This window comes from Sphaerotilus natans (genome assembly GCF_900156335.1).
GTDB lineage: Bacteria > Pseudomonadota > Gammaproteobacteria > Burkholderiales > Burkholderiaceae_C > Sphaerotilus > Sphaerotilus natans.
This window is the reverse complement of the sequence record NZ_FTMZ01000001.1, coordinates 1-21,333: the sequence shown is the minus strand read 5'-3', so window position 1 is coordinate 21,333 and position 21,333 is coordinate 1. Positions and strand designations below refer to the sequence as shown.

The window sequence follows — 21,333 nt, the reverse complement described above, 5'->3', positions numbered from 1 at the left end:
GGGCGCCCTTCCTTTTTCTGGAGAAATCACATGAAATTCGTCGCATTCTCGCGCGAAGTGCAGGGGACCGGAGCGAGCCGCCGCCTGCGTAATGCCGGCAAGGTTCCGGGCATCGTCTACGGCGTCAAGGATGCCGCTCAGATCGAGCTGGACCACAACGCGCTGTACCACGCGCTGAAGAAGGAAGCCTTCCACTGCTCCGTCCTCGAGATGGAACTGGGCGGCGAGACCACCAAGGTCGTGCTGCGCGACCTGCAGATGCACCCGTACAAGCCGCTGGTGCTGCACGTGGACTTCCAGCGCGTGGACTCGACCACCCGCATCCGCAAGCGCGTGCCGCTGCACTTCATCAACGAAGCCGAATCGCAAGCCGTCAAGCTCGAGAAGTGCACGATCAACCACGTCGTGGCCGAGCTGGACATCGAGTGCCTGGCCGAGAAGCTGCCGGAATTCCTGACGGTCGACCTGAAGGGCATGGTCAAGGGCAAGTCGCTGCACGTCGACGATCTGGTGCTCGACCCGAGCATCAAGGTCCGTACGCACGGCCGCAAGAACCCGGTCATCGCCACCCCGGTGGAGATCGTCGAGGAAGTCATCGTCGTCGCCGCCGCTCCGGCCGCCGACAAGGGCAAGAAGGGCAAGGGCAAGAAGTAATTCCTGCCTGGCAACCTGCCGTTGCTCCGACACGAAGCCCCGCCCTGCGGGGCTTTTTTGCGTGGGAAGTTGCGTGGGAAGAACAACATCATGATCCGACTGCTGGTCGGCCTGGGCAATCCGGGCCCCGAATACGAGGCGACCCGCCACAACGCGGGCTTCTGGTGGATCGACGCCGTCGCGCGGCGCCTGGGCGCGCACCTGAGCGCCGACAAGGCCTACCACGGCCTGGTCGCGCGGGTGAACCACCCGGCCGGCCCGATCTGGCTGATCGAGCCGCAGACCTACATGAACCTGTCGGGCAAGTCGGTCGCACCGCTGGCGCGCTTCTTCCGCATCGCGCCGGAGGAGATCCTGGTGGTGCACGACGAGCTCGACGTGCTGCCCGGCCAGATGAAGCTCAAGCAGGGCGGCAGCGCCGCCGGCCACAACGGCCTGAAGGACATCCAGGCCCAGCTCGGCTCGCCGGCTTTCTGGCGGCTGCGCCTCGGGGTCGGGCATCCGGGCGACCGCGCTGAGGTGGCGGGCTATGTGCTGCGCAAGCCGCCGGCGTCGGAGCGCGAGCTGATCGAGGGCTGCATCGACCGCTCGATGGAGGCACTCGACCTGCTGCTGGCCGGCGACATGCCCAAGGCCACCGCGCTGCTGCACGCCGGCCCGCAGCGGCCGAAGCCGCCGCGCCCGCCCAAGCCGCCAGCCGCTCCGACGCCGGCCGAAGGCGGCTGAGCCGCCCTGTCCTGCGCAGTCCTTCCGCGGAAGTTTCAGCCGATCGGGGTGCGGGGCAGCGCCTGCAGCTGCAGGCGCTCGTACTTGGCCTGCAGCTGTTCACGCGTCTCGGTGTGCTCCGGATCGACCGGAATGCACTCGACCGGGCAGACCTGCACGCACTGCGGCTCGCCGAAGTGGCCGACGCACTCGGTGCAGCGCGCCGGGTCGATGACGTAGAACTCCTCGCCCATCGAGATGGCCTGGTTGGGGCACTCGGGCTCGCAGACGTCGCAGTTGATGCACTCGCTGGTGATGGTCAGCGCCATGATCCGTGTCTCCTGCGGCTCGCTCAGTCGCGCGGGCCGGCGGCCACACGCTGCTGCAGGCGCGCCAGCACCGACGGCGCGACGAACTTCGACACATCGCCGCCCAGCATCGCGATCTCGCGCACGAAGGTGCCGCTGACGAACTGGTACTGGTCGCTCGGCGTCAGGAACAGCGTCTCGACCTCGGGCATGAGCTGGCGGTTCATGCCGGCCATCTGGAACTCGTACTCGAAGTCGCTGACCGCACGCAGGCCACGCACCACCACCTTGCCACCGTTCTCGACGACGAAGTTGCGCAGCAGGCCCCGAAAGGCCACCACCTCGACATTGCCGTAGGGCTGGGCCAGCTCCTGCGCGATCTCCAGGCGCTCCTCGAGCGTGAACATCGTGCGCTTGTGGTGGCCGGCGGCGACCGCCACGATCAGCCGGCTGAACAGCCGGCTGGCGCGACGCATCAGGTCCTGGTGACCGAGGGTCATCGGGTCGAAGGTGCCGGGATAGATCGCGGTGAGTTGCTGGATCGCGGGGGTCAAGACGGGCTCCGGAGCGGGCGCTTCAGGGGTGCAGTTTCAGAAGATGATAATGCACCATGCCGGCGCGGCCATGACGGTGCAGCGTCAGCCCCAGAGCCGCGCAGGCGGACTCGTCGAAGGGCCGATCGGCCTCCAGATAGATCCAGCCCCCCTCGCCCAGCAGCCGCAGCGCGGCCTGCAGCGCACGATCGAACAGGTCGGCACCGAAAGGCGGATCGAGCAGCACCAGATCGAAATGCCCGGCGGGTGCACCCGCCATCCAGGCCAGCGCATCGGTGCGCCGCACCTCGACCATCGTCGCGCCGAGCCGCGCGGCGGCCTGCTGCAGCTGCGCGGCCGCGCGCGGCGCCTGCTCCAGCAGCACCACCTCGACCGCGCCGCGCGAGGCGGCCTCGAAGCCGAGCGCGCCAGTGCCGGCGAAGGCATCGAGCACCCGCCAGCCCGACAGGTCCTGACCGAGCCAGTTGAACAGCGTCTCGCGCACCCGGTCGGGCGTCGGGCGCAGGCCGGGCTCGGCCAGCACCGGCAGCCGGGTGCGCTTCCAGCGCCCGCCGATCAGGCGGATTTCTCCGGGCGCGCCACTGTCGGCGCGGGAAGCACGGGGGGCGGGATGATTTCTGGACACGGGCGGCATTCTAGTCAGGCGGGCTGCCTACAATCGGACCATCATCCTGCGGCCGTCTGCTGCCCGCCCCGCGCGGCGCCGGCATCGGCCCCGCCCGACTCCCTGCCGGCCCCTCAACCGGCCTCCGCCCGCATGTTCAGTTTCCTCCGTCGCAAGCTCTTCTCGTCGTCTCCGGCTCCGGAACCCGCACCGGAGCTGGCGCAGGACAGCCCGGCCGCCGAGCCGGTCGCCGCGCCGACCCCGCCCGACCCGACCCTGCTGCCGGCCGTCGTCACAGCCCCTGAGCCCGCACCGGCTCCAGCCGCACGCGGCTCCTGGCTGCAGAAGCTCAAGGCCGGCCTGCAGCGCACCGGCTCCAGCATCGCCCAGGTCTTCACCGGCACGAAGATCGACGACGCGCTCTACGAGGAGCTCGAGGCGGCGCTGCTGATGGCCGACGCCGGTGTCGGCGCGACCGAATACCTGCTCGAGGCGCTGAAGCAGCGCGTCAAGGACACCCGCTGCACCGATCCGGCCGGCGTCAAGGCGCTGCTGGCCGAGGTGCTGGCCGAGCTGCTCGCGCCGCTGGAAGGCGCGCTGCAGATCGGCGCGACCCAGCCCACCGTGATGATGGTCGCCGGCGTCAACGGCGCGGGCAAGACCACCAGCATCGGCAAGCTCACCCGCCATCTGGCCGAGCAGGACAGCAAGGTGCTGCTGGCCGCGGCCGACACCTTCCGCGCCGCCGCGCGCGAGCAGCTCGCGGTCTGGGCCGACCGCAACCGCGTCGAGATCGTCAGCCAGGAAGGCGGCGATCCGGCCGCCGTCTGCTTCGACGCGGTCTCGGCCGGCAAGGCGCGCGGCTGCGATGTCGTCATCGCCGACACCGCCGGCCGGCTGGCCACGCAGCTGCACCTGATGGACGAGCTGCGCAAGATCCGCCGCACGCTGGGCCGCGCGATGGAGGGCGCGCCGCACGAGGTGCTGCTGGTGGTCGACGGCAACACCGGCCAGAACGCCTTCACCCAGGTCAAGGCCTTCGACGAGGCGATCGGCCTGACCGGCCTGATCGTCACCAAGCTCGACGGCACCGCCAAGGGCGGCGTGCTCGCAGCCATCGCGCTGTGGGTGCGCGAGCGCGTCGCGCAGGGCAAGCCGGCGGTGCCGGTCTACTTCATCGGCGTCGGCGAGAAGCTGGAGGACCTGCAGACCTTCAGCGCCCGCGAGTTCGCGCAGGCGCTGCTGAGCTGACGAGCCGGCAGGCTCGGGCGCCTCAGGCAGCCGGCTGCAGCGGACCGCCGCGGTCCGACATCAGCCGGTCGATCCAGGCCTGCAGGTGGCTGGCGATCTCGACCGAGGCGCCGGAGGCGCTCACCGGCTCGACCGGACCGGTCGGCTGCGCGCGGCGGCTGTCCAGCTGAAGCAGGGCCGACAAGGCAGCCGCCTCCAGCGGCGACTCGGATGCGGGGCCGTCCGGCACCCGTCCCAGCAGCACGCCGCGCGACAGATCGACCTCGGCCAGCGTGATGCCCAGCTGCGCGGCCGCATCGGCCAGCCCATGGCTCTCCTCGACCAGCGTGGCGCTGGCGCCGCACAGCAGGCCGAGCTGCTCGGGCAGCGAGCCGATCTCGCAGCACAGCAGCCGCGCCGCATCGATGCGCTCGCGCAGGCCGGCCGGGCGCGGTCCGCTGGCGGGCATCAGCAGCACCGGACCGTCGAGCGTTGCGTCCTGGGCCAGCAACGCCTGGAGCACCTCGCGGGTCGGTGCATCGATCAGCCACAGCTGGCGCATCGGCCCCCCCGCACCCAGGAGCGCGTCGACCAGACGCCGCACCGCCTCGGCCGAATGACCGAGCAGCGAGACGGCCACCAGCATGAAGGACTCGCCCTCGACACCGTTGACCGACCAGGTCGGGCCGAAATACATCGGCAAGCCGTTGCGCAGGCAGGCGCCGGCCGGATCGGGCACCTCCGGCCACAGCCGCGCCAGCGCATCGGCCTCGAGCCGGTCGGGCACGCAGAACAGCCGGTCCGGCTGCAGGCCCTGGCGGCGCAGCTGGCCCATCGGGGCGGCCTCGCCCGGCACGAACAGCACGTCGGATGCCTGCTCGATCATCGTGGCGTTCCAGGCCTGCGGGCCGGTGGCGCGAATGCCCGCCTCCAGCCGCAGCAGCGGTAGGCCGCGCTGATGCGCAGCCAGGCAGCAGGCGGTCATCGCATCGCTCGAGCCCAGGCTCAGCACCGCCATCGGCTCGAATTCCTCGATGAACTGGCCCAGGCCCTCGACCATGCGCGACAGGCTCTGCTCGATGTCGCCCGGCACCCATTCGAGATCGAGGCCGACCTCGAGCGCGGGCAGCACCCGGCCCATGCCATGCCACGGCCAGACCAGCGGCAGCGGCCCCAGGCTGACCAGCACCATGCGCGGCGCACGGCCGATCTCGGCCATCGCCTCGGCCAGCGCGGCGAACTTCAGCGCGGCGCTGGTGCTGTCGGCCAGGCAGAGAATGACGTCGCGGCTGGCACGGCGCGCCAGCAGGCCGTCGGCATGGCTGCGCGCGGCGCGGATCGCGGAGGTGAGCGCCTGCAGACGGGCCGCTGGCAGCGCCATGCGCGGCAGCGGCTCGCGCTCGAGCGAATCGCGTGCGCGCTCGTCGAGCTCGATCGTGGCGGGTGCCGGTGCGGGCTCGGGCATGAGCACTGGACTCGGCACCGGAGTCGGATTCGGAGCCGGCGGCGCGATGAACTGCAGCACCGGCGCCGGCGGGGGCGGCGCCACGGGTTCGGCGACCGGAACGGGGGCCGGCGCAGGCGCGGCGACCGTCGACGGAGCCGCCAGCGGCTCGACCGGCGCCAGATCGCCCTCGCCGATCTCGCTGCGCAGCTCGGCGGCGGTGCGCTCGACCAGCGCGGCATCGAGGGTGTCGACGCCGTCGAGGAAGGCCGCCAGCAGCGAGCGGTTGGCCAGGCGGTTCAGGCGCCGTGGCACGCCGCCCGACCAGCGGAACAGGCTGTCGAAGGCGGAGTCGGCGAAGGCCGGCCGGCGGCCGTCCCAGCCGACATGGCGCAGCCGGTGCTCGACATAGTCGCGCGCCTCCTCGAGCGTCAGCGGCCCGAGGTGGCAGGACGCGGTCACGCGCTGGCGCAGCTGCTCCATCGTCGGCGACTCGAGCAGGCGGCGCAGTTCCGGCTGGCCGACCAGGAAGCTCTGCAGCAGCGCATGGTTGCCGAGCTGGAAGTTCGACAGCATGCGCAGCTCCTCGACCGCGCGCGGGTCGAGGTTCTGCGCCTCGTCGACGATCAGCAGCGCGTGGCGCCCCTGCGCCGCCAGCGCGGTCAGGAAGGCCTCCAGCGTCGCGATCAGGTGCGCCTTGGAGCTGCTGGCCTGCGACGGAATGCCGAAGGCGGTAATGATCGACTGCAGCAGCTCGCCCGACTCCAGCTGGGTGCTGACGATCTGCGCCGGCAGCACCTTCTGGCGGTCCAGCCCGTCGAGCAGCATGCGCACCAGCGTGGTCTTGCCTGCACCGATCTCGCCGGTGATGACGACGAAGCCCTCGGCCTGCGCGACGCCGTACTGCAGGTAGGCCAGCGCGCGGCCGTGGCCGCGGCTGTTGAAGTAGAACGCCGGATCCGGGTTGAGCTGGAAGGGCGGGCCGCTGAAACCGAAGTGGGATTCGTACATCGTGGAGCTGGCCGTCGTCCGGCCGTCAGAAGCGGTGCAGCACGCCGGCCGACAGGCCGGTCTCGCTGGCGTCGTTGCCGACGAGGGAGGTCGAGCCGTTCTGGTGTCTCAGTGCGCCGGTGACCGTCGTGCGAGGGGACAGGGCATGAGAGAGACCGAGCCGGAGGATGGTTCCGCTGCGGGTGCCCAGCGAGGCGTTCGCGCCGATGCCCTCGGCGCGTGCACGGGTCAGCGTGACGGTGGCGGTGGTGTCCTGATCGAGACGCCGCCCCAGGCTGAGCGTCATGCCGCGCTGGATGGAATCGCTGGCCAGGCCGAGCACGCTGTTGGCATCCTCGGTGGCGCCGCGGTAGTCCTCGAGCTTCGTCTGGTAGATCCGCATCGTCACGGTGTGGCGCACGCCCACCAGCGCGAGCGTCACGTTCAGGCCCTGCTGGATCTGCACCGTGCGCGAGTACAGATCGACCGGTCCGCCCAGCGAGCTGCTCAGGCCGCGCTTGGCGATCAGGTCCTGCACCGCCGCCTGGCGGGTGGCCTCGTCGAGAATGCGCGTCTGCAGCATCGCATCGATCATCGAGGCCACATCGCCGCCGGCCTGCAGCGTGCCCAGCCGCGACGCGAAGGTCGAGGCCTGGCGCGTCGCCGCCACCGACAGCGCCATGAAGGGCGAGCGATGGGTCAGCGCGGCATTCCAGCCGGTGCCGAAGAAGCGCTTCTCGACCAGCGAGTCGAACACGGTGCGCTCAGAGGGCGCCCAGCGCAGCGCCACGCCGCGCAGCGTCTCGCTGACCTGGTTGGTGCCGTAGTTGGCCGAGTCCGTGCCGCCGGTCAGGCCGAGCGTCAGCACCGGATCGGGCGCGTACAGCAGCGACAGCCGGCCGGTCGCCAGCACCAGACCGCTGCCGCCGTCACGGTAGCGGGTGGCCTGGCGGTTGTATTCGGCCCGCATGCCCGCCGGCAGCGGGCGCTCGTCGAAGCGGACCGTGTCGGTGCGCACATGCGCGTCGGCATCCGTGCCTTGCGCCGCCGCCGTGCCGGTGCCGTTGCCCTGCGACCAGGTGTTGTCGCTGCGCGCCAGCAGCCGCGAGGTCGGCGACAGCTCCCGGTCGATGTAGGGGCTCAGGCGCTGACGGGTGACGGTGTTGCTGCCGGTGTAGACGCTCGTGCCGTCGCCGATCAGGTCGAAGGGCGTCGACGAGGTGGTGTCGGCCCCCAGCTCGGCATCGACGAAGAACAGCCGGTCGACCAGCCGGGTGTTCAGCGTGAGCTGCCCGCGCGGGAAGATGCGGTCGGTGCCGATCCGGCCGAGATAGGTGACCATGTCGGCCGCGAGGTTGCCGTTCAGGCGGTAGTCCGGACCGGTGCCCAGCAGCTGCAGCTGCGGCGTGACCGTCGTGACGATGCCGTAGGCGCGGTCGCTCGACTGCAGCCCGACATTGTTGGTCGCGTTGACCACCGCCTTGACCGCCGGCGCGACGCGCCAGCCGCGCGCCGGTGCCGAGGCCGCGGCCGGCATCGGCGCCGCGCCCGGCCCGGCCAGGCCCTGCAGCGGATCGGGTGTCGTGATCTGGGTGGCCCGCGAGACCGGAGCCGCCCCAGCGCCCCCGGCGGCGGCCGCCGCCGCGTCGACCGGCTGGGCCTGCAGCGGCAGGGCCACGCCCAGCAGCGCGGTCGCCAGCAGCGCGACCGGCGCCGGTCGCTGGAGCGTCAGCCGCTCACGAGGCGTAGTAGTAGCCATAAGCCTCGCCCGAGTTGCCGCTGGCGCGGTTCAGCACCGAAAGCACCACCGGGCATTGCTCGACCGCGGCGTAGGCCTGGGTCACCTGCGCATGGGTGGTCTTGCCGGCCTCGACCACCATCACCACCTGGCCGACCCGCGAGGCCAGCACACGCGACTCGGTGGTCGGGATCAGCGGCGGCGCATCGAAGACGATGATGCGGTCCGGGAAGCGCGAGGCCAGCTCGTCGAGCAGCCGCTCCATCGCCGTGCTGGCCAGCAGCTCGGTCGACTGGGAGTTGGCGGTGCCGGCCGGCAGCAGGCTGAGCTTGGGCACATTGGTGCGCAGCATCACGTCGGCCAGATCGAGCGAGGGCGTCTTCAGCACGTCCATCAGGCCGCGCGAGGGCTCGACGCCGCAGCGCGCCAGCACCGAGGGGCGCAGCACATCGGCATCGACCAGCAGCACCGACAGGTCGACCTCCATCGCGATGCTCATCGCGAGGTTGACCGCGAAGAAGGTCTTGCCTTCGCCCGGCATCGCGCTGACCACCTGGATCAGGTTGGCGCGCGAGATCTGCTGCGCCGACTCGCCGCGGGCATTGGCCAGCAGCGGGCGCTTGATGATGCGCATCTGCTCGGCCAGCTGCGAGCGGGCCTGCGAGGGCACCAGATAGCCTTCGCGCTCGAGCCGCTCCAGGTCCAGGCGGACCTCGCGGGAGCGCCGGCTGGCGGTGGGCAGCATCTCGACCTGGGCGCTGCGCACCGTCGGCAGCGTGGCGGCGGGCACCGGTGCAGGTGCGGGTGCGGGGACCGGAGCCACCGCAGCCGGCGCGACCGGGGCTGCCGACGGCACAGCGGCCGCGGCAGGCGCCGGCTGTGCCGCCGCCGTGCCCGGGACATCGGGCACCGGCACGTCATAGCCGGCACGCTTGAGTTCAGCGAGCCGCTTGGCGGCCTGCTCGATCGTGTTCATCTGGGGACTCCTCAGCTCGCGGTGCGTGTCGAGATCCAGGCCATCCAGCCGACATTGGCCAGCAGGAACAGGCCCATCACGCCGGCCAGCTTCATGCGGTCCTGGCGCTGCAGGTCACGATCGCGCGGATCCTCGATCTTGGTCAGGCTGCCGAGCACCGGACGCTTGGTGAACTCGCGCAGCTCGCGCTCGCTCGAGAAGGTCGGATTGAGCAGCGTCATCGCATAGGCCACCGCACCGCCAGCCAGCAGGGCCAGCAGCATCACGCCGGCGGCCATCTGCAGCTTGCCGGGAAAGACCGGCGAAGGCAGGAGGCGCGGCGGCTCGATCAGGCGGAAGTCGGCCATCGACGAGGTCTGGTCGATCTTCACGCCCAGCGAGGCGGCCTCGCGGCGCTGCACCAGCTGATCGTAGTTGCGGCGCATGATCTCGTAGTCGCGGTTGAGCTGGGCCAGCTCGGCCTCGGCCTGCGGGACCTGGTTGGCCTGCGAACGGACTTCCTCCAGGCGAGCGGCCTGGGCCTCGAGCTGACCGCGCAGCGATGCCACGCTGGCCTCGGCATCCGACAGGTTGTTGCGCAGGCGCTGGTAGACCGGGTTGGTCGCGGCAGCACGGCGCTTCGGATTCTCGGCCTGCAGGCGGGCCAGCTCGTCGCGGCGGCTCTGCTCGAGCTCGCCGATCATGCGACGGGTGGTGCGCACGTCCGGATGGTTGTCGGTGAAGCGGCGCTCCATGTCGTCGAGCTGGCGCTTGAGGGTGCGGATGCGCTCGTCGAGGTCCGGCGTCAGCGAGACGGCCGAGGCCGCGCCCATCGGCAGCTGCGGTTCCTCGGACTCCAGATCGCGCCGGATCGCGTCACGCGAGCGCTCGGCGGCGCTGAGCTGGACCTTCAGGCGGTTGACCTCGTCGGTCATCGACTGGATGCGGCCGAAGAAATCCTGCGTCTGCGTCGAGGCGACGTTCATGTTCTTCAGCTTGAATTCCTTCAGGCGGTTCTCGGCCTCGGTCAGCTTGGACTCGTAGGCCTTGATCTGCTCGTCGATGAAGCGGCTGGCCTCGGCGGAGTCCTTGCGCTTGGAGTCGACGCCGCTCTCCATGAACAGCGCCACCAGCCCCTCGACCAGACGTCGGGCACGCTCGCCATCGACATCGCGGTAGCTGATCGCGTAGAGGTTGTTGCCCCCGGTCTGGACCACCTTGATGGTCTTCATCAGGGTCTCGATCTGCGAGTCGACCTGCGACGGATCGACCTTCTCGAGCCCGATCGTGGGATTGTTGACCAGGCGCTCGACGTTCGGGCGCGAGATCAGCGTGCGGCCCAGCATGCGGACCTGCTGGTCGATGTCGGGCTGGAAGGCCAGGCCGACCATCATCGGCCGCAGCACCGTCTGGGTATCGACATAGATGCTGGCGCGGGCCTCGCGGCGCTCGGGCACCACCATGACCACCAGCGCGCCCAGGATGGCCACCAGCCATGCCACGGCCACGGCGGTCCAGCGGTGTCGCCAGACGCTCGCGGCCAGGATCGCAGCCTGTCGGGTGAAATCGTTCATACCGGCTGTCTACCTGTAATCGTCAGTTCTGGCCGGTCCGGCTCCCCGCAACAGGCGGGCGACGCGACGGACACGGCCACGTGCTTGGCAGGCGTGCTCAGAACCAGCTCTGCGGCACGATGATGATGTCGCCGGGCTTCACATCGACGTTGGCCGAGATGTCGCCGCGCTTGAGCAGATCCTTCAGGCGGATGCTGTACTGCTTGCCGCCCTCGGCGCCGCGCACCAGCACCGCGGCATTGCCGTCGGCGAAGTCGGTCAGGCCGCCGGACTGGATCATCACGTCGAGCAGGCTCATGTTCTGGCGGAAGGCGACGCTCTGCGGGCGCGCGGCCTCGCCGACGATGCGGATCTGCTCGCTGTAGACGCCCTGGAAGGAGCCGACCACCACCGTGACCACCGGATCGCGGATGACCTTGCTCAGCTCCTTCTCGATCTCGCGCGACAGGTCGTACGGGTTCTTGCCCGAGGCTTGCAGATCCTCGACCAGCGGCGTCGAGATGCGGCCGTCGGGGCGCACCGTGACGGTGGCCGACAGCTCGGGATTGCGCCAGACGACGATGTTGAGCGTGTCCAGCGGACCGATCTTGTAGCGGTGATCCGGCGTCTCGGCCGACTTCGGGGCCGGCGGATAGCGGCCGATGCTGCCGCAGCCCGACAGGGTGCCGACCGCCATCACCGACGCCAGCAGCAAAGCGGCCGCACGCGACAGACGGCTCGTTTCGATCCTCATGCGAAATCCTCTCTTGATCATTCCAGCACCCTGCGATCTCCGCGCGGCACGCAACCCGATCGTACCGCTGCAGCGCAAGAATTCCTTACAAGTTCATCATCATGAACAGCATTCATGACCCACGCATTCACGCGCATCGGGCAGATCATGAAAGTGATAAAAATGAACACGCCTTGAAGCACGAACAGCGCACGAAAGCATTTCGTGCGCTGTCCTCTGGTCTGGAGCGCCTGTCGTCCGGCAGCCCCTCAGGCCCTGACCGGAGACCGTGGCACGCACGGACGTGCTCGGTGTTCTCAGTGCGCGCCCTCGCGGAACAGCACCACGCTCACCGTCTCGATCAGCACCTGCAGATCCAGCAGCAGCGAGTTGTTCTTGACGTAGTACAGGTCGAACTGGTGCTTCTTGCGTGCGTCCTCGAGCGAGGCGCCGTAGGCATAGCGGACCTGGGCCCAGCCGGTCAGGCCCGGCTTCACCGTGTGGCGCAGGTCGTAGTAGGGAATCTGCTCGCGCAGCTGGGCGACGAAGGACGGGCGCTCCGGACGCGGGCCCACCATGCTCATCTCGCCGCGCAGCACGCTGAAGAGCTGCGGCAGCTCGTCGATGCGGGTCTTGCGGATGAAGGCGCCGACGCGGGTGATGCGGGAGTCGTTCTTGGAAGCCCAGCGCGCCACGCCATCCTTCTCGGCGTCGGTGCGCATGCTGCGGAACTTGATGCACATGAAGCCCTTGCCGCCCAGGCCGACACGCTCCTGCTTGTAGAGGATCGGGCCGGGGCTGTCGAGCTTGATCATCAGCGCGGTCATCAGCATGACCGGCGCGCCCAGGAGCAGCAGCACCGAGGAGCTGACGATGTCGAACAGGCGCTTGGTGAGCTCGCGGGCATGGCCCTGAACGAAGCCATCGCCATAGACCAGCCAGCTGGCCTTCAGGCTGTCGACCGGCACCTCGGCCTTGGTGCGCTCGTAGAAGTAGGCCAGATCCATGATCGGCACACCGCCGATGCGGCACTCGAGCAGATCGTTCATCGGCACGCCGCCGCCGCGCTGCTCGCGCACCGCCACGATGATCTCGTTGATGCGGTGCTCGCGCACCAGGTCGACCAGCTTTTGGCGGGCGTCGAACACATGGGCAGCACCACGCAGCGCGGCGCGGTCGGTCTGTTCGGTGGTCGGGTAGAAGCCGACCACGTCATAGCCGGCCCACTGGCCGCCGGCGCGCAGGTCGGTGCACACCTGACGGGCATCCGGGCCGGTGCCGACGATCAGCACACGGCGGGTGCCCACGGCCTGGCGGACCACCCACGCCACGCCGCGGTAGAGCATCAGGCCGACCAGCAGATACACCAGCGAATATCCGACCAGGCTGCCGGCATAACCGTCATAGCTGATGTATTTCAGCGTCAGGTAAGTGATGTAACCACCCAGCAGGAACGCAAAACCGATGCGCACGACCATCGGAACCAGCCCGAGATTGCGGTGCCGATAGAGTCCGACGAAGGAATAAAGCAGCGCCATCACCAGCGCAAAGGAAAAAGCGACCAGCAGGATGGTCGGCGTGATGATCTGGGTCAGCGGACTGACCCCGGGCAGCGGGCTGGCCAACGTGGCAGCCGACAGCAGCGCGGCAATGAAGCAAAGCAGACCGTCAGCGAACAGCTCGACGAAGTGCGTTCCCGACGATCGGTGCTGGAAAACTCGAAACATTCTGACAGCCCCCTTGGCAAAACACTGGCAATGCGTCTCGCGTCACTTGCGCAGGACTGGAGGCCATCATTGCTGACCCCCTGATTTTCGACCCTGGTCCCCTGACACCTGATGCACAGGCGACCTCATTCCCCCAAGCAGGGGAGACTGGATCACGATTGTGTGACGTATTGACGTGAGAGTGAAGACTTGTACCAACTGCGTCAACAGATGCGTACAAATCAGCATGTGTCTTCAGTTTGCAGGAATGCCCTGATATGGCAAAAGAAGTAATTCCGCAAGCCGTGCCCGATACATGCCGTCACGCAAAGATGTGATTTGCGCACTTCAGGTACCCCCTCGGCCGGAGGTCAGCACTTCAGCCCGACATGCAGGGCCACCACCCCACCGGTCAGGTTGTGCACATCGACATGGCCGAAACCGGCCGTCTTCATCATCGCCTTCAGCTCGGCCTGGCCAGGATGCATGCGGATCGACTCGGCCAGATAGCGGTAGCTCTCGGCGTCGCCGGCCACCATCTGGCCCAGCTTGGGCAGCACGCTGAAGGAGTACCAGTCGTAGACCTTCTCGAGCGGCGCGGCCACCTTCGAGAACTCCAGCACCATCAGCTTGCCGCCCGGCTTGAGCACCCGACACATCTCGGCCAGCGCCACATCCTTGTGCGTCATGTTGCGCAGACCGAAGGCGACCGAGACGATGTCGAAGCGCGCCTCGGGAAAAGGCAGCTTCTCGGCATCGCACAGCACCGTCGGCAGGGACAGGCCCTCGTCGACCAGGCGATCACGGCCCCGGCTCAGCATGGCCTCGTTGATGTCGGTGTGCACCACGCAGCCGCTGCGGCCGACCTTGCGCGCAAAGGCGCGGCTCAGGTCGCCGGTGCCTCCGGCGATGTCGAGCACCTGGTGGCCTTCACGGGCACCAGACACCGCCAGGGTGTAGGCCTTCCAGAGCCGGTGCATGCCGCCCGACATCAGATCGTTCATCAGGTCGTAGCGGGCCGCGACCGAGTCGAACACACCGCGCACCATGCGCGCCTTGTTCTGCTCGTCGACGGTCTTGAAGCCGAAGTGGGTATCGCTCATGGGCAGGGAAATGTCGGGGCGGAAATGGAGCAGCTTGCGTGCCCGGCCGGACACACCGAAAACTCAGTGGCCATGGGAGGCACAGGCACCACCTGCGGGCGCGCCGCCCTTCATCGGTGCATCACGATCGACGCCGGCCGCATTCAGGCGATCGAGATAGTCCTGCCACAGCGCCTGCTGGCGCATGCCCAGATCGTGCAGCATCTCCCAGGTGTAGAGGCCGCTGTCATGGCCGTCGCTGAAGACCGGCTGGACGGCGTAGTGGCCGACCAACTGCAGGTCGACGATGCCGACCTCGCGCTTGCCGGTCTGCAGCACCTCCTGGCCGGGGCCATGGCCACGCACCTCGGCGGAGGGCGAATAGACGCGCAGCAGCTCGAAGGGCAGGCGGAAGGTCTGCCCATCATCGAAGCCGATCTCCAGCACGCGCGACTGCTGGTGCAGTGTCAGGGCAGTGGGCTGGGGGGCATTCGGTTGGGTCATCGGGAAGTCGTCCGGAAGAAGCCGCGATGAAGGCGGCGGATCCGGGCGATTATCCGCGACGATGGGCCCATTCGGCCCCTTCAGATGCAGACAGGCCGCCTCAGACCAGCACGCGCTCGATGCCGCCGGCGTTGGCCCGGGCCACATAGTCCGGCATCCAGTTCTCGCCCAGGATCTGGCGCGCCATCTCGACGACGATGTAGTCGGCCTCGAGCAGGCCGTTCTGCAGATCGTCGCCATAACGCGACAGACCCTGCAGGCAGCTCGGGCAGGAGGTCAGGATCTTCAGGTCGCCCTGGGCGCCCTGCGCGCGCAGCTGGCCTTCGGCCTTGCGGATCTCCTCTTCCTTGCGGAAGCGGATCTGCGTCGAGATGTCGGGCCGGGTCACGCCCAGCGTGCCCGACTCGCCGCAGCAGCGCTCGGACTTGACCACGCCGTCGCCCACCAGCGCCTTGACCGTCTTCATCGGATCCTGCAGCTTCATCGGCGTGTGGCAGGGATCGTGGTACATGAAGTTACCTTTGCCCTGCAGCGTGATGCCTTTTTCCAACAGGTATTCGTGGATGTCGATGATGCGGCAGCCGGGGAAGATCTTGTCGAACTGGTAGCCCTGGAGCTGGTCATAGCAGGTGCCGCACGAGACCACCACCGTCTTGATGTCGAGGTAGTTCAGCGTGTTGGCGACCCGGTGGAACAGCACCCGGTTGTCGGTGATCATCTGCTCGGCCTTGTCGAACTGGCCCGAGCCGCGCTGCGGGTAGCCGCAGCACAGGTAGCCCGGCGGCAGCACGGTCTGCACGCCCGCGTGCCAGAGCATCGCCTGCGTGGCCAAGCCGACCTGGCTGAACAGCCGCTCAGAGCCGCAGCCGGGGAAGTAGAACACCGCCTCGGTCTCGGCGGTGGTCGCCTTCGGGTCGCGGATGATCGGCACGTAGTCGCGGTCCTCGATGTCGAGCAACGCGCGCGCGGTCTTCTTCGGCAGGCCGCCGGGCATCTTCTTGTTGATGAAGTGGATCACCTGCTCCTTGATCGGAGCGGCGCCCACCGTCGCCGGCGGCGCGCTGGTCTGCTTCTTCGCGGCCAGCTTGAGCACGTCATGCGCCAGGCGCTGCGCCTTCATGCCGACGCCCACCATCGCCGAGCGGGCGATCTTGATCGTCTCCGGGTTGGTGGCGTTGAGCATCAGCATCGCGGCGGCGTTGCCCGGACGGAAGCTCTTCTTGCCCATCTTGCGCAGCAGGTTGCGCATGTTCATCGTCACGTCGCCGAAGTCGATCTTGACCGGGCACGGCGTGAAGCACTTGTGGCAGACGGTGCAGTGGTCGGCGACGTCCTCGAACTCCTCCCAGTGCTTGAGGCTGACGCCGCGGCGCGTCTGCTCCTCGTACAGGAAGGCCTCGATCAGCAGCGAGGTGCCCAGGATCTTGTTGCGCGGGCTGTAGAGCAGGTTGGCGCGCGGCACATGCGTGGCGCACACCGGCTTGCACTTGCCGCAGCGCAGGCAGTCCTTGACCGACGCGGCGATGTCGCCGATGTCGCTCTGCTGCATGATCAGCGACTCGTGCGTCATCAGGCCGAAGCTGGGCGTGTAGGCCTCGCTGAGGTCGGCGGCGCGGGTATCGGCCCCCAGGTCGGTGACCCGGTCCTGCGGGCGCAGCAGCTTGCCCTTGTTGAAGCGCCCTTCCGGGTCGACCTTGGCCTTGTAGGCGGCGAAGTTCGCCAGCTCGGCGTCGGTCAGGAACTCCAGCTTGGTGATGCCGATGCCGTGCTCGCCGGAGATCACGCCATCGAGGCTGCGCGCCAGCACCATGATGCGCGCGACCGCCTCGTGCGCGGTCTGCAGCATCTCGTAGTTGTCGGAGTTGACCGGGATGTTGGTGTGCACATTGCCGTCGCCGGCGTGCATGTGCAGCGCCACCCAGACGCGCCCGCGCAGCACCTCCTTGTGGATCTTCCTGCAGGCCTCGATCAGCGGCGCGAAGGCCGCACCGGCGAAGAGCTGCTGCTGGAAGACCTTCAGGATCTGCGTCTTCCACGAGGCGCGCAGCGTGTTGTCCTGGATCTGCTCGAAGAAGCTGCGGCCGGTGTCGGGCTGCACGACGTCGAGGCCGTCGCGCCACTGCTGCCACAGCGTGCGCAGCTCGCGGATCAGGGCCAGCGCGCGCTGCACCCGGTCGCCGAGCAGCTCGGCGCTGGGGATCTCGCTGGCGTCGTCGGTCTTGCCCAGCGGCAGGTTGCCGGCCTGGAAGAACTGCTCGAGCCGGTCGAGCAGCGCGATCTTGTTGCGCAGCGACAGCTCGATGTTGATGCGCTCGATGCCCAGCGTGTACTCGCCCATGCGCTCCAGCGGGATCACCACGTCCTCGTTCACCTTGAACGCGTTGGTGTGCTTGGAGATGGCAGCGGTGCGCTTGCGGTCGAGCCAGAACTTCTTGCGCGCATCGGCCGAGATGGCGATGAAGCCCTCGCCCGAGCGGCCGTTGGCCAGGCGCACCACCTCGCTGGTGGCGCGCGCGACCGCGTCCTCGTCGTCGCCGACGATGTCGCCGATCAGCACCATCTTCGGGGTGCCGCCGCGCTTGCTCTTGGTGGCGTAGCCGACCGCCTTGAGGTAGCGATCGTCGAGATGCTCGAGGCCGGCCAGGATCGCGCCGCCCGGCTTCTTCATCTCGCCGAACATGAAGTCCTTGATCTCGACGATCGAGGGCACGCAGTCCTTCGGGTTGCCGAAGAACTCCAGGCAGACGGTGCGGGTGTGCGCCGGCATGCGATGCACCACCCAGCGCGCCGAGGTGATCAGGCCGTCGCAGCCTTCCTTCTGGATGCCGGGCAGGCCGGCGAGGAACTTGTCGGTGACATCCTTGCCCAGGCCTTCCTTGCGGAAGATGCGCCCGGGAATGTCGAGCCGCTCAGTGCGCTCGAGCGTGCGACCCGAGGCGTCGAAATACTTCAGCTCGAAGCTGGCGACCTCGACATCGTGGATCTTGCCGAGGTTGTGGTTCAGGCGGGTGACCTCCAGCCACTTGGCCTCGGGCGTGACCATCTTCCAGGAGGCCAGGTTGTCCAGCGCCGTGCCCCACAGCACCGCCTTCTTGCCGCCGGCATTCATCGCGATGTTGCCGCCAATGCACGAGGCTTCGGCCGAGGTCGGATCGACCGCGAAGACATGCCCCCCGCGCTCGGCCGCATCGGCCACGCGCTGCGTGACAACGCCGGCACCGGTCCAGATGGTGGGCACCTTGTGCGCCAGGCCCGGCAGGTCGACGAACTCGACCTCGGTCATCTGCTCGAGCTTCTCGGTGTTGATCACCGCGCTCTTCCAGGTCAGCGGCACGGCGCCGCCGGTGTAGCCGGTGCCGCCGCCGCGCGGGATGATCGTCAGGCCCAGCTCGACGCAGCCGGCCACCAGCGCGGCCATCTCGGCCTCGGTGTCGGGCGTCAGCACGACGAAGGGGTATTCGACCCGCCAGTCGGTGGCGTCGGTGACGTGCGCGACGCGGCTCAGGCCGTCGAACTTCAGGTTGTCGGAGCGGGTGTGGCGGCCCAGCACCTTCTTCGTGCGCTGGCGCAGGTCGTCCACCAGGCGGAAGCGCTCGGCGAAACGCTCGACGGCGCCGCGCGCCATCGCCATCAGCTCGCCGACCAGCGCGTCGCGGCCCGGATCGACGCCCGGGGTGCGACGCTTCTCGACCTCGGCGAGGCGGTGGTGCAAGGCCTCGATGAGGTTCTCGCGCCGCTTCGGGTTGTCGATCAGGTCGTCTTCGAGGTAGGGATTGCGCTGCACCACCCAGATGTCGCCCAGCACCTCGTAGAGCATGCGTGCGGAGCGGCCGGTGCGACGCTCGCCGCGCAGCTGGTCGGCCAGCGCCCAGGCGCGCGGGCCCAGCAGGCGGATGATGATTTCCCGGTCCGAGAAGGAGGTGTAGTTGTACGGAATCTCGCGCAGGCGAGGTTCGGCATGGGCAGGATCGAGGTCCTGGCCGACGGACTGGAGCAGCGGATTGGGAGGGAGCGGTGCGTTCATGGGGCCGCGAAGGCAGCAGCGCGAGGCGCGCGCAGGACCGGCAATCCTACCGCAGCAGCTGTTTTGCCCGCCGCGGCACGTCCTTTCCCGTCCGCAGTCCCCGTGGCCGACCCGCCACGAAAAGCTGTCTTGACCCCGACATCGGCGCGGCGCAATCTTGGAGGGGGCATCCGCCCGTCCACAGGTACGCACGCACGAGGGAAGCACGATGAGCAGCCTGCATCACGACCTGACGTCCGCCGACGACGCCGAGCCCGCCACGCCGGCCCCACCCTGGCCCTATCCCTTGTGGTTCGCGCACCGGGGCGCAGGTCGGCACGCCCCGGAGAACACGCTGGCCGCGATGCGTCTGGGGGCCAGCCTGGGCTGGCGCGCCTTCGAATGCGACGTGCGCCTCAGCGCCGATGGCCTGCCCTTCCTGCTGCATGACGACACGCTCGAGCGCACCACCGATGCGGCCGGCGCCGCCCTCGAGCTGGACTGGGCCGAGCTGTCGCTGCTGGACGCTGGCGGCTGGCACGGCCGCATCTTCGCCGGCGAACCGCTGCCCAGCCTCGACGGCATCGCTGCCTTCGTCCTGCGCAACGGCCATGCACTGAACATCGAGCTCAAGCCTGCGCCGGGCGACGAGGAGCGCACTGGCCGGCTGATCGCGCAGGCGGTGCGCCGCCTGTGGGGCGAGGCGGTCCATGACGAACAGGCGATATGGCCGCTGCTGAGCTCCTTCCAACCCCAGGCGCTGGCAGCCGCGCGCGAGGCGGCGCCCGAGCTGCCGCGCGCCCTGCTGGTCGACACGCTGTGGCCCGACTGCATCGACATCGCCGAGCGCCTGGGCTGCAGCGCGATGGTGCTCGAGCAGTCGCTGATCACGCCGGCGCTGATTGGACGGCTGCACCGCGACGGACTGCGCGTGCTGGCCTACACCGTCAACGACCCCGGCCGCGCCGGCGAACTGATCGAGCTGGGCATCGACGGCCTGATCAGCGACGAGGTCGACCGCTTCGTGCCGGCCGACTGAGCCCGGCGGCTCAAGAGCCTTCCTGACGCCTCCGATATCGGCGAGGCGCACCCCGCGTGCGCCTCCGTGATGTCGCGACCGTCGAAAGGCTCCTCATGCCCGCCTCCCAGCCCCCGTCCAGCTCCGCCGTCCCGTCGAGCGCCGTCCGCGACCTGCCGCAGCTGAACATCCATTACGTGCCGAGCCGGCTGCCGGCCGGCATCGTCGTCGGGCTGTGGGGCGATGCGGTCATGCGCCAGGACGACGGCGGCGCCCGGGCGCTGCAGTTGGGCGACGTGGTCACGAAGGGCGATGTTCTGCTGACGGCGCAGAACGGCGTCGTCGAGATCAGTCTTGGCGGCGCGGCCGTGGCCACCAATGCCCGTCCCGTCAAGGGTGACGGGCTCGACCAGCTGATCGCCAGCCTGGACAACGGCGAGATCGACATCGCGCCCGGCGCCGGTCTGGGCGGCAGCGAGGGCAGCCTGCAACCCGGCGTGGTGGTCGACCGCATCATCGAGGTGGTCACGCCGCAGGAATACCAGTTCGCCTACGAGCAAGCCGGCACCCTCGGCGAGATCGAGAACACCGAGATCAGCGTCGCCAGCGCAACGGACGAGCCTGATCGGGAAACGGACACGCCGGCGGATGACCCCGTGGCCAGCAGCACGGTCTTCGTCGGCTTGGTGGGTCCGGCCTCCGGCGCGATCACCGAGGGCGAGACCGCCAAGTTCACCGTCTCGCTGAGCCAGCCTGCCGCCGCTGACGTCACCGTCAAGCTCACCTACTCCGGCACCGCCTCCGACGGCTCGGACTACACCGCCGTCACCTCGGTCACGATTCCGGCCGGACAGAGTTCGGTCGACTTCGACCTGAGCACGATCGACGACGCGCTGGCGGAAGGCTCTGAAACCATCACCATCTCGGTCGGCGAAATCAGCGGTGGCGGCTTCGAGGCCATCGCGGCAGATCCGGCCAAGGGCTCGGTCACGACCCTCGTTACCGATGATTTCGGGGGGCCTGGCGGTGGCACGCCGGGCAGTGAGGACACCTGCCTGGTGTCGATCACCGGTCCGAATGCAGTCGTTGAAGGTCAGCCGGCCACCGGCTACACCGTCAGCCTCAGCCAGCCGGCCGCCACCGACGTCACCGTCAAGCTCACCTACTCCGGCACCGCCTCCGACGGCTCGGACTACACCGCCGTCACTTCGGTCACGATTCCGGCCGGACAGAGTTCGGTCGACTTCGACCTGCGCACGATCGACGATGCGCTGGCCGAGGGCTCGGAGACGATCACCGTCTCGGTCGGCGAGATCAGCGGCGGCGGCTTCGAGGCCATCGCGGCGGATCCGGCCAAGGGTTCGGTCACGACCCTCGTTACCGATGATGTCGGTGGTCCGGGCGGCGGCACGCCGGGTGGCGAGGACACCTGCCTGGTGTCGATCACCGGCCCGGCCTCCGTCGTGGAAGGCCAGCCGGCCACCGGCTACACCGTCAGCCTCAGCCAGCCGGCCGCCACCGACGTCACCGTCAAGCTCACCTACTCCGGCAC

17 protein-coding genes are annotated in these 21,333 nt (G+C 68.9%); 5 read left to right on the top strand and 12 right to left on the bottom strand.

All coding sequences use genetic code 11. The features are described from left to right. Nucleotides 1–30: 30 nt before the first annotated feature. Together BW996_RS00085 and pth are read left to right on the top strand one after the other, a co-directional pair. A complete protein-coding gene (locus tag BW996_RS00085; protein ID WP_037485829.1) occupies nt 31–654 on the top strand; it encodes a 50S ribosomal protein L25/general stress protein Ctc in 624 nt (207 codons plus the stop codon). Nucleotides 655–744: 90 nt separating this feature from the next. Continuing rightward, nucleotides 745–1,380, top strand: coding sequence for an aminoacyl-tRNA hydrolase (gene pth / locus BW996_RS00080; RefSeq protein WP_037485831.1), 636 nt, complete (start codon nt 745–747; stop codon nt 1,378–1,380). Nucleotides 1,381–1,415: 35 nt separating this feature from the next. Here pth and BW996_RS00075 read toward each other — a convergent pair whose 3' ends face one another. The 3 genes from BW996_RS00075 to rsmD are packed head-to-tail and all read right to left on the bottom strand — an operon-like array spanning nt 1,416 to nt 2,855. Further along, on the bottom strand, nt 1,416–1,688 hold the full coding sequence (locus BW996_RS00075) for a YfhL family 4Fe-4S dicluster ferredoxin (RefSeq protein WP_037485832.1): 273 nt from the start codon (nt 1,686–1,688) through the stop codon (nt 1,416–1,418). Nucleotides 1,689–1,711: 23 nt separating this feature from the next. Next, nucleotides 1,712–2,221 (bottom strand): pantetheine-phosphate adenylyltransferase, encoded by a 510-nt coding sequence (gene coaD, locus BW996_RS00070; protein WP_076458432.1) that lies wholly within the window; start codon nt 2,219–2,221, stop codon nt 1,712–1,714. 22 nt (nt 2,222–2,243) lie between these two features. Continuing rightward, on the bottom strand, nt 2,244–2,855 hold the full coding sequence (rsmD, locus tag BW996_RS00065) for a 16S rRNA (guanine(966)-N(2))-methyltransferase RsmD (protein WP_051632309.1): 612 nt from the start codon (nt 2,853–2,855) through the stop codon (nt 2,244–2,246). A gap of 123 nt (nt 2,856–2,978) precedes the next feature. Here rsmD and ftsY point away from each other — a divergent pair, with 123 nt between their 5' ends. Beyond that, on the top strand, nt 2,979–4,076 hold the full coding sequence (ftsY, locus tag BW996_RS00060) for a signal recognition particle-docking protein FtsY (protein ID WP_037485834.1): 1,098 nt from the start codon (nt 2,979–2,981) through the stop codon (nt 4,074–4,076). Nucleotides 4,077–4,098: 22 nt separating this feature from the next. Here ftsY and BW996_RS00055 read toward each other — a convergent pair whose 3' ends face one another. The 9 genes from BW996_RS00055 to BW996_RS00015 all read right to left on the bottom strand — a co-directional run bounded on the left by BW996_RS00055 (nt 4,099) and on the right by BW996_RS00015 (nt 18,784). Beyond that, a complete protein-coding gene (locus tag BW996_RS00055) occupies nt 4,099–6,510 on the bottom strand; it encodes an XrtA/PEP-CTERM system-associated ATPase (RefSeq protein ID WP_051632310.1) in 2,412 nt (803 codons plus the stop codon). A 25-nt stretch (nt 6,511–6,535) separates the two neighbouring features. Beyond that, nucleotides 6,536–8,248: a TIGR03016 family PEP-CTERM system-associated outer membrane protein gene (locus BW996_RS00050; protein ID WP_037485837.1), complete on the bottom strand. Its 1,713-nt coding sequence runs from the start codon at nt 8,246–8,248 to the stop codon at nt 6,536–6,538. After that, nucleotides 8,226–9,203 (bottom strand): XrtA-associated tyrosine autokinase, encoded by a 978-nt coding sequence (locus tag BW996_RS00045; RefSeq protein WP_037485839.1) that lies wholly within the window; start codon nt 9,201–9,203, stop codon nt 8,226–8,228. The genes BW996_RS00050 and BW996_RS00045 overlap by 23 nt, the downstream gene beginning before the upstream one ends. Before the next feature lie 11 nt (nt 9,204–9,214). Then, nucleotides 9,215–10,756 (bottom strand): XrtA system polysaccharide chain length determinant, encoded by a 1,542-nt coding sequence (locus BW996_RS00040; RefSeq protein ID WP_076458429.1) that lies wholly within the window; start codon nt 10,754–10,756, stop codon nt 9,215–9,217. A 97-nt stretch (nt 10,757–10,853) separates the two neighbouring features. Continuing rightward, complete coding sequence (locus BW996_RS00035) at nt 10,854–11,489, bottom strand: XrtA/PEP-CTERM system exopolysaccharide export protein (protein WP_037480100.1); 636 nt, start codon at nt 11,487–11,489, stop codon at nt 10,854–10,856. A gap of 296 nt (nt 11,490–11,785) precedes the next feature. Beyond that, on the bottom strand, nt 11,786–13,195 hold the full coding sequence (locus BW996_RS00030; RefSeq protein WP_076458426.1) for a TIGR03013 family XrtA/PEP-CTERM system glycosyltransferase: 1,410 nt from the start codon (nt 13,193–13,195) through the stop codon (nt 11,786–11,788). Nucleotides 13,196–13,545: 350 nt separating this feature from the next. Then, nucleotides 13,546–14,277: a bifunctional demethylmenaquinone methyltransferase/2-methoxy-6-polyprenyl-1,4-benzoquinol methylase UbiE gene (ubiE, locus tag BW996_RS00025; RefSeq protein WP_037480106.1), complete on the bottom strand. Its 732-nt coding sequence runs from the start codon at nt 14,275–14,277 to the stop codon at nt 13,546–13,548. Nucleotides 14,278–14,340: 63 nt separating this feature from the next. After that, nucleotides 14,341–14,760, bottom strand: coding sequence for a gamma-butyrobetaine hydroxylase family protein (locus BW996_RS00020; RefSeq protein ID WP_037480098.1), 420 nt, complete (start codon nt 14,758–14,760; stop codon nt 14,341–14,343). 100 nt (nt 14,761–14,860) lie between these two features. Then, nucleotides 14,861–18,784 (bottom strand): DUF3683 domain-containing protein, encoded by a 3,924-nt coding sequence (locus tag BW996_RS00015; RefSeq protein ID WP_037480096.1) that lies wholly within the window; start codon nt 18,782–18,784, stop codon nt 14,861–14,863. A 208-nt stretch (nt 18,785–18,992) separates the two neighbouring features. On the opposite strand from BW996_RS00015, the gene ugpQ reads away from it, so the two are divergent. Both ugpQ and BW996_RS00005 read left to right on the top strand, forming a co-directional pair. Then, on the top strand, nt 18,993–19,802 hold the full coding sequence (gene ugpQ, locus BW996_RS00010) for a glycerophosphodiester phosphodiesterase (RefSeq protein WP_081838023.1): 810 nt from the start codon (nt 18,993–18,995) through the stop codon (nt 19,800–19,802). Between the two features lie 95 nt (nt 19,803–19,897). After that, nucleotides 19,898–21,333: immunoglobulin-like domain-containing protein (locus tag BW996_RS00005; RefSeq protein WP_217694713.1), on the top strand; the 1,436-nt coding region annotated here is incomplete at its 3' end.